The organism is Bifidobacterium asteroides (assembly GCF_009683175.1).
GTDB classification, from domain to species: domain Bacteria; phylum Actinomycetota; class Actinomycetes; order Actinomycetales; family Bifidobacteriaceae; genus Bombiscardovia; species Bombiscardovia asteroides_H.
Window position 1 is genome coordinate 130319 of the sequence record NZ_WKKW01000004.1, and the last position, 13559, is coordinate 143877.

General features: G+C 64.0%; 11 protein-coding genes. 1 reads left to right on the forward strand and 10 read right to left on the reverse strand.

The window, feature by feature from the left end; genetic code table 11:
- Positions 1-2: 2 nt before the first annotated feature.
- The 8 genes from sufC to aroC form a co-directional block, all read right to left on the reverse strand.
- Entirely contained in the window at positions 3-782 is a 780-nt protein-coding gene (gene sufC / locus GKC41_RS06785; protein ID WP_154313536.1) for a Fe-S cluster assembly ATPase SufC, read from the reverse strand.
- Position 783: 1 nt separating this feature from the next.
- A complete protein-coding gene (sufD, locus tag GKC41_RS06790; RefSeq protein ID WP_045924506.1) occupies positions 784-2010 on the reverse strand; it encodes a Fe-S cluster assembly protein SufD in 1227 nt (408 codons plus the stop codon).
- A complete protein-coding gene (gene sufB, locus GKC41_RS06795; protein WP_154313578.1) occupies positions 2010-3464 on the reverse strand; it encodes a Fe-S cluster assembly protein SufB in 1455 nt (484 codons plus the stop codon). Before sufB ends, sufD begins: the two co-directional genes overlap by 1 nt.
- A 260-nt stretch (positions 3465-3724) precedes the next feature.
- Positions 3725-5389, reverse strand: a complete 1665-nt coding sequence (locus GKC41_RS06800; RefSeq protein ID WP_045935429.1) for a CTP synthase — start codon at positions 5387-5389, stop codon at positions 3725-3727.
- A gap of 65 nt (positions 5390-5454) precedes the next feature.
- Positions 5455-7998, reverse strand: coding sequence for an excinuclease ABC subunit UvrA (locus GKC41_RS06805; RefSeq protein ID WP_154313537.1), 2544 nt, complete (start codon positions 7996-7998; stop codon positions 5455-5457).
- Positions 7995-8465, reverse strand: coding sequence for a type II 3-dehydroquinate dehydratase (gene aroQ, locus GKC41_RS06810; protein WP_154313538.1), 471 nt, complete (start codon positions 8463-8465; stop codon positions 7995-7997). Before aroQ ends, GKC41_RS06805 begins: the two co-directional genes overlap by 4 nt.
- A 3-nt stretch (positions 8466-8468) precedes the next feature.
- Positions 8469-10100, reverse strand: a complete 1632-nt coding sequence (locus GKC41_RS06815; RefSeq protein WP_154313539.1) for a bifunctional shikimate kinase/3-dehydroquinate synthase — start codon at positions 10098-10100, stop codon at positions 8469-8471.
- Positions 10101-10113: 13 nt separating this feature from the next.
- Positions 10114-11307, reverse strand: coding sequence for a chorismate synthase (gene aroC, locus GKC41_RS06820; RefSeq protein WP_154313540.1), 1194 nt, complete (start codon positions 11305-11307; stop codon positions 10114-10116).
- Positions 11308-11369: 62 nt separating this feature from the next.
- Here aroC and GKC41_RS06825 point away from each other — a divergent pair, with 62 nt between their 5' ends.
- Complete coding sequence (locus GKC41_RS06825; RefSeq protein WP_154313541.1) at positions 11370-11843, forward strand: prepilin peptidase; 474 nt, start codon at positions 11370-11372, stop codon at positions 11841-11843.
- 30 nt (positions 11844-11873) lie between these two features.
- Here the strand turns inward: GKC41_RS06825 and mltG are convergent, their stop codons facing one another.
- Entirely contained in the window at positions 11874-13070 is a 1197-nt protein-coding gene (gene mltG / locus GKC41_RS06830; protein WP_154313542.1) for an endolytic transglycosylase MltG, read from the reverse strand.
- The gene (ruvX, locus tag GKC41_RS06835; RefSeq protein ID WP_198177727.1) at positions 13071-13553 is read right to left on the reverse strand and encodes a Holliday junction resolvase RuvX; all 483 of its coding nucleotides are present in this window, start codon (positions 13551-13553) and stop codon (positions 13071-13073) included.
- Between the last annotated feature and the right edge of the window lie 6 nt (positions 13554-13559).

A 13559-nucleotide genomic window follows, 5' to 3' on the forward strand; every position in this document is an offset into this window, starting at 1 on the left:
CCTCAGGCCAGGGCTGATTCCGAGTTGGCGCCCTCGGGCAGGTACTGGTCGTACCCGGTCTCCTCCAGGGTGTCGGCCAGCTCGGGACCGCCGGTCTTCACGAAGCGACCGTCGGCGAAGACATGGACGATGTCAGGCTTGATGTACTTGAGGATCCTGGTGTAGTGGGTGACCATGAGCACGCCCATGCCGGTGTTCTCCTTGGCTCTGTTGACCCCTTCGGAGACGATGCGCAGAGCGTCCACGTCCAGCCCGGAGTCGGTTTCGTCCAGGATGGCGAACTTGGGCTTGAGCAGCTCCAGCTGCAGGACCTCGGCCCGCTTCTTCTCGCCGCCCGAGAAGCCCTCGTTGACCGAGCGCCGGGCGAATTTGGAATCCATGCGCAGCCGCTTCATGGCATCGTTCAGATCCTTGGTCCACTGGCGGATGGCCGGGGCCTTGCCATCGACCTCGGTCTTGGCGGTACGCAGGAAGTTGGTCATGGACACACCCGGCACCTCGACCGGGTACTGCATGGCCAGGAAGAGTCCGGCCTTGGCCCGCTCGTCCGGGGTCATCTTGAGCAGATCGTGCCCATCCAGCAGGGCCTGGCCCGAATCCACCTCATACTTGGGATGACCCGCCAGGGTGTAGGCCAGGGTGGACTTGCCCGACCCGTTGGGGCCCATGATGGCGTGGGTCTCACCGGAGTGGACGGTCAGCGTGGCCCCCTTGAGGATCTGCTTGCGACCCTCCTTGGTCTCCACTGAGACGTGCAGATCCTTTATTTCCAATGTGGACATGTCAGTTCTCCTCCAAAACGTGCTGCATCTCTTGATCCTCGCCGGCCGCCAGCCTGCGGTCGATGACCCCCATCAGGTGCCCGGAGACGCTGGGGACATCGATCTCCTCCACCAGTTCTCCGAAGAAGCCCCGGACCACCAGCTTGCGGGCCTCCTGCTCGGGGATGCCGCGGGACTGCAGGTAGAAAAGCTCCTCGTCGTCGAAGCGTCCGACCGAACTGGCATGGCCTGCCCCGATGATGTCGCCGTTCTCGATCTCCAGGTTGGGCTCGGAGTCGGCGATGGCCCCAGGGGTCAGCACCAGATTCCTGTTGAGCTCGTAGGAGTCGGTTCCAGGCGCGGTGGGCTGAATGAGCGCGTTGCCCACCCAGGTGGTATGCGCGCCGATTCCGTCCAGGGCCCCCTTGTAGACCACACGGGACTTGCAGTTGGGATGGTTGTGCACCACCATGGTCCGGTGCTCCATGTGCTGGCCGGGATCGACGAAATAGATGCCCAGCATGTTCAGGTCGCCCTGCTCGCCGCCGAAGTCCTGGTCCATCCGCAGCCGCACCACATCGCCGCCCAGGCTGACCACCGAGTGACGCAGGGAGGCCTCGGCGCCCAGGTGGATGCGGTGGTTGCCTACATGCTTGCTGCCCTTGTCCCACTCCTGGATGAAGGTGGTCGACATCTGCGAATTGTCACCGATGTCGATTTCAACGCCCTCAGCCAGACGTGCCTGGCCCTGATGCTCAACCACCAGATCGGCCTTGGTGCCCGCCTCTGCCTTGATGACCAGGTGGAAGGCGTCCAATTCAGGGCCGCCGCCGTCCACACGGACCAGCACGGGCTGATCCAGGGTGCCCCTGAGGTTGACCACGGTCGCCTGTTTGCCGCTGGCCCACTCCACAGCGGCTGCTCGGTCGCTGGGCTTGAGGACGGTGCCGCAGGGGGCCTGATCCATGGGAATCCGGCTGAAGCTGACCTGGTCCGCAGGCGGTTCCGACCCGTCGATCATGGAGACCGAGACCTTGGTCAGGCCGCTGGGCTGGAAGACGGTGAAGAACTCCTCCATCCGGTCGATGGGGGTGAACCGCCAGTCATCCTGCTTGCGGGTGGGCATGGGGAAGTCGTCAGGATCGAAGGAGCGGGGCTCCTTGTCGGCGCTGGACGGCATGGTGGCCGGGAAAGCATAGGGATCCTTGGGATCCGCGTGCGGAATGGTTACTTCGCTCTTCTGTGACATCAGCCTACCGAACCCTCCATCTGCAATTCGACCAAGCGGTTGAGCTCCAACGCGTACTCCATGGGCAGCTGCCGGGAGATGGGCTCCACGAACCCGCGCACGATCATGCCCATGGCCTCCTTCTCCTCCAGGCCGCGGCTCATCAGATAAAAGAGCTGGTCCTCGGAGACCTTGGAGACGGTGGCCTCGTGGGCCATGGAGACGTCGTCCTCGCGAACATCCACGTGCGGGTATGTGTCCGAGCGGGAGTAGTCGTCCACCAGCAGGGCATCGCAGACCACCGAGGAGGAGGACTTCTCGGCCCCCTTGATGATCTTGACCAGGCCACGGTATGCGGCCCTCCCCCCGTTGCGGGAGATGGACTTGGAGACGATGGTGGAGGAGGTGTGGGGTGCCAGGTGGATCATCTTGGCGCCCGTGTCCTGGTACTGGCCTTTGCCGGCGAAGCCCAGGGAGAGGGTCTCGGCCTTGGCGTAGGGCTCGGCCAGGATGCAGGCCGGGTACTTCATGGTGGCCTTGGATCCGATATTGCCGTCAACCCACTCCATGGTGCCGCCCTCGCGCACATAGGCACGCTGGGTGACCAGATTGTAGACGTTGTTGGACCAGTTCTGGACCGTGGTGTAGCGCACACGAGCGTGGGGCTCGACCACAATCTCCACGTTGGCCGCATGCAGGGAGTCGGTGGAGTAGATGGGGGCCGTGCAGCCTTCCACATAGTGGACGTAGGAACCTTCGTCGGCGATGATCAGCGTGCGCTCGAACTGCCCCATGTTGGGCGTGTTGATGCGGAAGTATGCCTGCAAGGGGATGTCCACATGGACGCCCTTGGGCACGTATACGAAGGATCCGCCCGACCAGGCCGCCGTGTTCAGGGCGGCGAACTTGTTGTCATCAGGAGGGATGACCGTGGCGAAGTACTTGCGGAAGAGGTCCGGGTACTCCTTGAGGGCCGTGTCCGTATCCAGGAAGATGACCCCCTGTTTGCGCAGGTCTTCGCGGATGGAGTTGTAGATGACCTCGGACTCGTACTGGGCGGCAACGCCGGAGACCAACCGTTTCTTCTCGGCCTCGGGGATGCCCAGCCGGTCATAGGTGGTGCGGATGTCGTCGGGCAGGTCCTTCCAGTCCTTGGCTTGCTCCTTCAAGGGCTTGACGTAGTACTTGAAGTCGTCGGCATCGAACCCGCTCAAATCCACGCCCCACTTGGGCATGGGCTTCTCCATGAAGGCCCGATAACCCTTGAGACGCATCTGCAGCATCCAGTCAGGCTCGCCCTTGTCGGCCGAAATCGCCCGGACCACGTCCTCGTCGATGCCCTTGTGGGCGTTGCGCCCGGCATCGTCGGAGTCATGCCAGCCATAGGTATAGTCGCCGAACTCGGAGATGATCTGGTCGTCTTTTTTGATTTTTTCTTCATTGACGCGGGAGCGGTCGGCCACATACTGGCTCATTTCCACATCCCGCGATGTGTCTGTCCGCTGCGAGGTGCTGTCCACGAGCTGAGACCTCCTAACACACGCACGGCCGCCATATGCGGCCGATCACACCATTACAGGATAACCAGGGCACTGGTGAACCGCCAGACCCGGGCTTACGCTCTCTAAGGAATCCGACACTTCCTCTTGACAAGAGCGCCGATATGGACAATCGCCCGCCTCCCCACAAGAGGGAAACGAGCGATCATACCGAAAGGGTCCGAAAGGAATCGACCTCAGGCGGCCTCCTGGCCTCCGTGCTCCAGGCTGGCCTTGACCAGGCCGGCGAAGAGGGGGTGCGGCTTGGTGGGCCGGGACTTGAACTCCGGGTGGGCCTGGGTGCCCACATAGAAGGGGTGCTGGTCCTGCGAGAGCTCCACGAACTCGGTCAGCTGCCCGTCCGGGCTGGTGCCCGAGATGTGCAGTCCGGCCTTATCCAGCCGCTCCTTGTAGGCCACGTTGACCTCGTAACGGTGGCGGTGACGCTCGGAGATCTCGGTGGAGCCGTAGAGCCGGGCCACCAGGGAATCGGGCTTGAGCACCGCCGGGTAGGCGCCCAGCCGCATGGTGTGGCCCATGTCGCCGTGGCCGGCCACGATGTCCTTCTGCTCCTCCATGGTGGCGATGACCGGGTTCTCGCAGTCAGGCTCGAACTCCGAGGAGTTGGCGTCCTCCAGCCCCAGGACGTGGCGGGCGAACTCGATGACCATGGACTGCAGACCCAGGCAGAGTCCCAGGGCTGGCAGGCCGGTCTCGCGGGCGTAACGCAGGGCTCCGATCTTGCCCTCGATGCCGCGGATGCCGAAGCCTCCGGGGACCACGATGCCGTCCACGCCCTCCAGGGCCTTGCGGGCACCATCCATGGTCTCGCAGGTGTCGGCCGCCACCAGCTTGACCTGCACCTGGGACCAGTTGGCGAAGCCGCCGGCCTTCAGCGCCTCGATGACCGACAGGTAGGCGTCAGGCAGGTCGATGTACTTGCCCACGATGGCGATGGCCACCTTGGTACGGGGGTTGTGGACCCGGTCCAGCAGGTCCTCCCACTCGTTCCAGTCGACGTCGTGGAAGGGCAGCCCCAGCTTGCGCACCACGTAGGTATCCAGACCCTCCTTGTAGAGGATCTTGGGCACGTCGTAGATGCTGGGCGCATCCACACAGTTGACCACGCCCTCGGCATCCACATCGCACATCAGGGAGATCTTGTCCTTGATGCCCTGGTTGAGCGGCCGGTCCGAGCGCAGCACCAGGGCATCGGGGGCGATGCCCAGCTGGCGCAGGGCCATGACCGAGTGCTGGGTGGGCTTGGTCTTGAGCTCGTGGGCGGCGGCCACGTAGGGCACCAGGGAGACATGGACGAACATGCAGTTGTCCGGGCCGATGTCCCGACGCACCTCGCGGGCGGCCTCCATGAAGGGCTGGGACTCGATGTCGCCCACGGTCCCGCCGATCTCGGTGATGATCACATCCACATCGTCGCTGGCCTGGGCCCGCATGCGGCTCTTGATCTCGTTGGTCACGTGGGGAATGACCTGGACGCACTGGCCCAGGTACTCCCCCGCCCGCTCCTTGCGCAGGACGGACTGGTAGATCTGGCCGGTGGTCACGTTGGCCTTCTGGGAGAGGAAGACGTCGGTGAAACGCTCATAGTGGCCGATGTCCAGGTCGGTCTCGGCCCCGTCCTCGGTCACGTAGACCTCGCCGTGTTGGAAGGGGTTCATGGTCCCCGGATCGACGTTGATGTAGGGATCCAGCTTCTGTTGAAGAACGCGGATTCCGCGGCTTCTCAGCAGTCGGCCCAGAGAGGATGCGGTCAGCCCCTTGCCCAGTGAAGAGACCACGCCGCCGGTGACGAAAATGTGTTTGGTGATATGCCCTTGCGAATTTCCATGTTCTCTGACCATGGAACTTCAGCCTATCAGGCAGGAGCGACCAGAAACCGGCCAACACTCGAGGAGGAGGGACGGATTCAGGCACGGCTCAGATGCAGGTGGTCACCCAGGTAGCGGCCGGTCACCGAATCCGGGTTGCGGGCCACGGATTCAGGGTCGCCCTGGGCCACGATTCTTCCGCCCCGATCACCGCCCCCCGGGCCCATATCGACCACATGGTCGGCGTTGGCGATCATGTCCAGATCGTGCTCGATGAAGACAACCGTGGCCCCCTTGCTGACCAGACGTTCCAGCACTCCAATCAGGACGCGCACATCCAAGGGATGCAGGCCGGTGGTGGGCTCGTCCAGGACGAACATGGAGCCATTCTGCCTGCGGCCCAGCTCGTTGGACAGCTTCAGCCGCTGGGCCTCCCCGCCAGACAGGGATGGGGTGTCCTCCCCCAGGGTCAGGTAGTCCAGGCCCAGGTCCTTCAAGGTCTGCAAGCCTCGGCGGATGGCTGTGTACTCGCGGCCCTGTGCGAAGACCTCCAGGGCCCGGCCCACCTCCATGGCCAGCAGATCGGGCAGGCTCAGCGGCTCCTGGTGGGACGGCGTGGACAGGCGATAGTGCTCGGCCTCCGGACGGTATCGACGACCCTGACAGCTGGGACAGGTGATGGGGATGTCGGGCAGGAACTGCACGTCCAGGCTGATCTGCCCGGTTCCGTCGCACTGTGGGCAGCGCAGGGATCCGGTGTTGTATGAGAATGCCGAGATGCCGAGCTTGTCCTTTTTCGCCTGGTCAGTGGCTGCAAAGAGGCGGCGCAGCCGGTCCATGAGCCCCGAGTAGGTGGCCACCGTGGAGCGCACGTTGATGCCGATGGGCGAGGAGTCCACCAGGCGAACCCTGTCGATGCCCGCCGGATCCAGGCTATGCACATGCTTGGGCATGGGGTGGCCTTGGATGCGGGCCTGAAGGGCCGGGACCAGGGACTCCAGGATCATGGTGGTCTTGCCGGAGCCGGATACGCCGGTCACAGCCGTCATGCATCCACGAGGAATGGCCAGATCCAGAGGGTGGACCGTGTGAATGGGTCCTGACTGCATGCGGATCCACCCATTCCCTGCAGGCATGGGATGCCGGTCCCGTACCAAAACGGATTCACGTCCGTCCAAAAAGCCGGCGATGCGCGAATCCGGGTCTGCGGCGATTCGCTCTGGGGCTCCCTGGGCGAGTATCCTGCCGCCGCGCTCCCCTGCCCCGGGACCCATTTCAATCAGATAGTCGGCTGATTGCAGAACCTTGACGTCGTGGTCGACGAAAACCACCGAATTGCCGTCGGCCAGCAGGTCGCGCATGACCCCTATGAGCCCCTCCAGGTTGGCAGGATGCAGACCGGTCGAGGGCTCGTCCAGCACATAGAGCACGCCGGTGGTCTCGTTGCGCACGGCCCTGGCCAGCTGGGCCCGCTGCCGCTCACCTGTGGAAAGGGAGGCACTGGAGCGGTCCAGTGTCAGGTAGCTCAGTCCCAGCTGGATCAACCGCCTGCCCATCTCGTCCAGGGTCTTGCACAGGGCCGAGGCCATGGGCCGCATGGGTTCGGGCAATGTGGGCGGCAGTTTCCGACCCCAGTCCAGCACCTTATCCAGGGGCCAGGAGGTGACCTCGGCCAGATTGTCCCCGTTGATCTCGGGCAGACGCGCCTGCTGGTTGAGCCTGGTGCCCTTGCAGTCCGGGCAGGTCCGCTCGGTCAGGAACTTGGCCACCTTGGCCAGACGCTTGTCGTCGTTGGCCCTCTTGAGCTCCTCGGTCACGGTCAACCGTGCGTTGCGGAAGGTGAAGTCCAGCTCGTGGACCCCCTTGATCGAAGTGATGGTGATGTGCTTCTTCTCGGCCGGGCCCTCGAAGACGATCCTCCGCTCCCGATCGGTCAGATCCCGCCAGGGCACGTCGGTGCGGACTCCGAACTCGCGAACGATGTCGGGCTGGACATTGAAGCCGAAGGTCCGCCAGGGCACCACGGCCCCCTGGTCGATGGTCAGGCTGTCGTCGGGGACCAGGGTAGCGTCGTCCACCTCGCGCACGGTCCCGGTCCCCTGGCAGGTGGGGCAGGCTCCCAGGGAGTTGAAGGCCAGCTCCTCGGCGCTGGGGGGCTCCACCTTAGCGCCGCAGACCGGACAGGTGATAGGCATCTCGGCCGCCACAGCCAGGGTGGGCTCCTGGCGATGGCCATTGGGGCAGACATGGCTGGACAGCCGGGAGAACATCAGTCTGAGCACGTTGAGCAGCTCGGTGGCGGTGCCGAAGGTGGATCGCATGCCGCCCACACCCGGGCGTTGGCGCAGGGCCAGGGCAGGAGGCAGGAAACGCACCGACTCCACCTGGGGACGCTGGGCCTGGGTCATCCGCCTTCTGGTGTAGGTGGACAGGGATTCCAGGTAGCGGCGGGAACCCTCGGCATAGAGGACCCCCAGAGCCAGCGAGGACTTGCCGGAGCCCGAGACCCCGGCGATGCCCACCAGGCGGTTCAAAGGAATGTCGACATCCAGATTGCGCAGGTTGTGGACCCTGGCGCCGCGGACAAGGATGGCCTTGGGCGGTGCGGGGAGTTTCCTGCCGGTCTCCCCGCTCTCGCTCATGCGGTCTCCAGCAGGTGGGCCACAGCCTCCAGGGCCAGCCGGTAGCCGTAGAAGCCCATGCCGGTGATGGTTCCGGTGGCCACAGGCGAGATGACACTGCGCCGACGGAAGGCCTCTCTGGACGAGGGATTGGAGATATGGACCTCCATCAGCGGCAGCCCTGCCTGGGTGACCTGGACGGCGGCATCGGCAAGACCGTAGCTGTAGTGGGTGAAGGCGGCGGGGTTGAGCACCACTGCGCTGCCCTGGTCCACGGCCTGATGCATCCAACCGATGACCTGGCCTTCGTCGTCCGATTGCAAAACCTGAACATCCAAACCCAGCTGCTGACCCCAGTCTTCGCAGTCACGGGTCAGCGTCGCCAGATCCTGACGACCGTAGACATCAGGGTCACGCACACCCAGCCGACCCAGGTTGGGTCCGTTGACCACCAGCACCTTCTGCCTGCCCTTGTCGGCATCCGCCATCTGTCATTCCTCCTTGCGTATGGCCTGGAAGGCCTCCTTGAGCGCCGAGACCGGCGGGTCGTCCAGGTGGGTGGGTTTGCCCAAACCATCAAGAATGATAAACCGCAACTTGTTGCCACGGGCCTTTTTGTCCCGATGCATGAGGGCGAGCACCTGGTCGAAGTCCCCGCCATTCCACCAGGTTCGCAGGCCCAAGGAGGAAAGAAGCCGCCGGTGGTAGTCGACCGCCTCCTGATCCAGATGGCCCGTGATCCTGGCCAGCTCGGCTGCAAAGACCATGCCCACAGACACGGCCTGACCATGCCGCCAGGTGAAATGTTCGATTTTCTCGATGGCGTGGCCCAGGGTGTGCCCGTAGTTGAGAAACTCCCGAAGGCCGGACTCCTTGAGGTCCACTGAGACATGCCGCGCCTTGACCTCGACGGTGCGTTCGATCAGATCCTGAACCACCGTTCCCAGCCACTGATCAGACTCCTGTCCGTCGAAGGAGCGAAGGGACTCGGCACGCTCCTCCAGCTCACGCAGGATGCCGCCGTCCATGATGAAACCGGACTTGGCCACCTCGCCCAGTCCCTCTACAAAGATCTCATTGGGCAGGGTCCGCAGGGTCCGCAGATCAGCCAGGACGCCAGCAGGGGTATAGAAGCTGCCGACCAGATTCTTGCCCTGCTCCAGGTTGATACCGGTTTTCCCTCCGGTGGAGGCGTCTACCATGGCCAGCAGGGAGGTGGGGCAGTTCACATAGCGGATGCCCCGCATCCAAGTGGCGGCGATGAACCCGGCTTGGTCTGTGGCCGCTCCCCCGCCCAGTCCCACAACCGCGTCGGAACGGGTGAAGCCCTCGGTGGCCAGGCGCTCCCAGATTCCTTGGCTGACCTGGATGGTCTTGCCGGCCTCCGCATCAGGAATGGTCAGATCCACCACCTGATACCCGGCCTGGCGAAGCAGGGCCCGGGCATGGTCGGAATGGCGTTGGACCGGCTGGGTGTGAATCAGAGCCACCCGCATGGTCTGGTCTCCAAGCAGCTCATGCAGTCGCCCGGTCACACCTGCGCCAATCCTCACATCGTAGGGGTCGGGACCGCTGACGTGAACCACACGCTCGGTCAATGCATCGGCCAGCCGTCGAGCCAGAGCGCGAGGGGTGGTGTTCCTGGATTTGAGGGTGATGGTGGCCAGCTCCTGGTAGACGCTGCGACGCTCGCGATAGAGGGCCATCCAGCGCTCCGATGCGCCGCCGCGAAGAAGGGGGCGGTGATCCGACCGAGCCGCCCGGCTGACCCCTTCCTCGGGGTCGATCTGCAGGTAGACCACAGCACCGCCTGCTCGCCGATAATCCTGCAGCGCCTGGAAGACCCCGGTGCTCATGGGAGCCCCTCCCCCCAGGGAGAGGATGCCGCCGGGAAAGTCCTTCAAAAGGTCCAGGACCGCCCGTGTCTCCATGTCACGGAAAGCCTGCTCGCCTTGAGTGTCGAAGATCTCGCTGACTGATTGGCCTGACTCTTCCTCGATGCACTGGTCCGTATCCCGGAAGGGCGCCTTGATCAGGGCGGCCGTCTCCCTGCCCAGACGGGTCTTGCCCGCACCGGGCATGCCGATGACGACGGCCTTGGGCATGCTGCTGCTGTCAATCATGCGATTCCGCCCTTCACCGCAGATGCTCGGGCCAGGACTGCAGGTAGGCCTGGGCGTTGCGCCGAACTTCCTCGAGTGAGTCGCCGCCGAACTTTCCCAGGGCGAATCGCGCCAAAGTCAGGTTCATCATGGCTTCGCCAATCACTGCGGCGGCAGGCACGGCGGTCACGTCGGAACGCTGATGGATGGCCTGCGCAGGCTGACCTGTGGCCACATCCACCGTGCGCAGGGCCCGAGGAACCGAGGAGATGGGCTTCATGGCGGCCCTCACCCTGATGGGCTGACCGTTGGAGGTGCCGCCCTCCAGACCGCCTGCATGGTTGCTGAGCCTGCGGATGGTGCCGTCCGGACCGGGCTCCATCTCGTCGTGGGCCTGTGATCCGGGGCGATCAGCCTCGCTGAATCCATCACCGATCTCCACGCCTTTGATGGCCTGAATGCTCATGAAGGCACTGGCCAGAGCCGCATCCAGACGTCGGTCGTCCTCCACATAGGTGCCCAGTCCTGCAGGCACGCCATAGGCGATGACCTCGAAGACCCCGCCCGCGGTGTCGCCGTCCTTCTTGATCTGGTCGATTCTGGCCATCATCCGCTTCTCGGCGTCCTTGTCCAGGGTCCTGACCGGCGAGGCGTCCAAAGCGGGTCCGTCCTCAGGGCCGGGCGTGACCTCATGCCCTTCCAGGCCGACCCCGGCTATGGAGATGACGTGGGAAACGGTCCGTATGCCCAGGGCCTGCTGCAGGAAGTCTGCGGCCACCGATCCCAAGGCCACCCTGGAGGCGGTCTCCCTGGCCGAGGAGCGCTCAAGGACCGGACGCGCATCCGTAAACCCGTACTTGCGCATGCCGGTCAGATCGGCGTGACCGGGCCTGGGCCTGGTCAGCGGGGCGTTGCGACCGGTCGCCGGGGGCTCCTGATCGGCAGGCAGCTCGTCCACGCTCATGACCTGCTCCCACTTGGGCCACTCCGTGTTGCCGATCTCGATGGCCACCGGTGAACCTAGCGTCCGTCCATGCCTGACTCCGGTCAACAGCCGAACCTTGTCCTGCTCAAAGCCCATTCTGGCCCCACGGCCGTAGCCCAGCCGACGACGAGCCAGGGCCGATTCGATGTCCTTGGTGGACACGGCAACCCCGGCGGGCAGACCCTCCATCATGGCCACCAGGACCTCTCCATGGGATTCCCCTGCCGTCTGCCAGCGCAACATATTCAAGCTCCTCGTTCGTTCCTCGTTTGCCAGGTTAGGGCTACGTATGATTATCTTAGAAGATGGTCTACCTCATCCCAGCGCCGGGACTGCTGACTGCGCTCCTCCTGGCCCTGATCGACATCCGCTCCCGGCGAGTCCCGCGTCTTCTGGTGCTCTTGGGACTGGCGTTGCAGACCATAACGCTGCTGGTCTTTTCCCTGATCCAGGCCCGGCCGATGCTACTCGCGCAGTGCCTGTTGCTGACTCTGGCCTCTGCAGGCCTTCAGTTTCTGCTGGCCCTGGTCCGACCCGGCGCGCTGGGACTGGGCGACGTGACCGCTACGGGTCTGGTCGCCCTGAGTCTATCAGTTCTGGGGTGGACAGCCATCCTGATCTGGTGGCTGATGATGGGCCTGCTGGGGCTGGTTGCACTCGCTCTGGTCTGGTTGGCTCGCCGCCGTAGACCCGACAGAACGAACAACCTTCTCTCACTGGCCTACGTCCCGGTCATCCTCGCCGCAGCGGTGGTGACCCTGATCATTGATGCCATCTAGGACCGGCAACTGAGATTCTGGAACAAGGTGCTACTTGCTCTGCTCGTTGTGCTTGGACTCCCAGGCTTTGTACTCCTTGACATCACGGTTGAACTGATCAGGGTTGTCACTGAACCTGGTCTCTCCCGTGTCCATGTTGACGGTCACAAAATAGAGCCAGTCGCCCGACTCAGGGTGCATGACCGCCTGGATGGCCTCGTCCCCAGGGCTACCGATGGGGCCTGGTGGCAGACCCTGGTGGATCCTGGTGTTGTAGGGGTCGTTGGTATTCTTCAGCATGGCGTCGGTCAGCTTCAAGGCGGAGACATTGTTGGAGTAGGCCACGGTACTGTCCATGCCCAGGGGCATTCCCTTGGCCAATCGGTTTTCGATGACCCTGGCCACCTTGCTGTAGTATTCCGACTTGTTGACCTCGGCCTCGGTGATGGAGGCCGTGTTCAGTATGGTCTGCCGATCCTGGCCTCCGGGCACGCCCAGCTGGTCCAAGTGCTCAATCCGCTTGGAGACCAGGTTGCCCAGGATGGCCTTGGCCGACCCGGCCTTGCGCACGTCGTACTCGCCAGGCTGCAGCCAACCCTCGAAGTTACCCTGCGCCTCCTGGGGCAGGATGTCCTCGCCCTTGGCCTGGATCAGAGCGTCGAATTCGCTCTGTGGAACCCCGGAGAGCTGGGCGGCCCGGGCAACCACATCGCGGACCCGCTCGCCGGCCCTCACCTGCAGGAAACCTCCAGCCTTACTCCGGTCAGTCAGAATGGCCACTACGTCAGATGCCTTCATGCGCAGACGTAAATCGAAGGTGCCAGGCAGGAGCCTGGATTCGGACTGGGTGCTTGTGATGGCATGCAGGAAGGCGGCTGTGGACTTGACCACCCCGGCTTTGACCAGATTGGCACCCACCTGATCAGCCCCCTCGCCGCTTTCGACAGTAAACTCCAGGGGCTGACCGCCCGGGCCTGGATAGTCGGGGGCGACCTCCTTGGTGGCTACGATCCGGGGGGCGCCATGGCGCAGCCCGCCCACCAGAATCGCCACGCAGGAGGTGGCCAGCACGACCGCAAGGGCGATGATGACGATCATGATCTGCTTGCGATGCTTGCGTCTTTCGCGCCGACGGCGCATCTCACGACGTGAACGAGGAGGACGCGGCGGCATAGCGGAAACCGGGGCCTGCCCGTCGGCAACCCACTGGACCTTGTCCTGGAAGAAATCCTGCATGTCGTCGGCCAATTAGCACTCCTTGTCGGCACGTTGGTCGTCCAGGGCCGACTGCAACAGCACAACAGCGGACTGCTGATCGACCACGGGACGATGTCTTCGCCCGTCCACGCGGGCATCATACAGCTGACGATGGGCGCTGACGGTCGTCAGTCGTTCGTCTCGCAATACTACACTGGGCAGCTGCTCAGAGGCAACGCCAGCATCGTGTGCATCCTCCTGCAGACGACTGGTCAGGGCACGCACCCAACGGGCCGCCTTTTTGGCACTGCGACCAGCCTGGCCGCTCAGAAGCAGGGGGTGTCCGACCACGACTCGGGACACGCACTTGTCCATAATCAGGTCTTCCACCTGGTCCAGGGCCTGAAAGTAGTCGCCCTGAACCCTGATATTACCGGCGGGAAAGGCCAGGGTCAGCTCCGGGTCCGACAGGGCCAGACCCACCCTGGCTTCGCCAAGATCCACCCCCAGCCACACGGCTGTCTGTGATCCCACGGGAGA

Excerpts from the sequence above, each read along its gene's own strand:
- sufC (WP_154313536.1), bottom strand. The coding sequence starts at position 782 with ATGTCCACATTGGAAATAAAGGATCTGCACGTCTCAGTGGAGACCAAG.
- sufD (WP_045924506.1), bottom strand. The coding sequence starts at position 2,010 with ATGTCACAGAAGAGCGAAGTAACCATTCCGCACGCGGATCCCAAGGAT.
- sufB (WP_154313578.1), bottom strand. The coding sequence starts at position 3,464 with ATGAGCCAGTATGTGGCCGACCGCTCCCGCGTCAATGAAGAAAAAATC.
- GKC41_RS06800 (WP_045935429.1), bottom strand. The coding sequence starts at position 5,389 with ATGGTCAGAGAACATGGAAATTCGCAAGGGCATATCACCAAACACATT.
- GKC41_RS06805 (WP_154313537.1), bottom strand. The coding sequence starts at position 7,998 with ATGAGCGAGAGCGGGGAGACCGGCAGGAAACTCCCCGCACCGCCCAAG.
- aroQ (WP_154313538.1), bottom strand. The coding sequence starts at position 8,465 with ATGGCGGATGCCGACAAGGGCAGGCAGAAGGTGCTGGTGGTCAACGGA.
- GKC41_RS06815 (WP_154313539.1), bottom strand. The coding sequence starts at position 10,100 with ATGATTGACAGCAGCAGCATGCCCAAGGCCGTCGTCATCGGCATGCCC.
- aroC (WP_154313540.1), bottom strand. The coding sequence starts at position 11,307 with ATGTTGCGCTGGCAGACGGCAGGGGAATCCCATGGAGAGGTCCTGGTG.
- GKC41_RS06825 (WP_154313541.1), top strand. The coding sequence starts at position 11,370 with ATGGTCTACCTCATCCCAGCGCCGGGACTGCTGACTGCGCTCCTCCTG.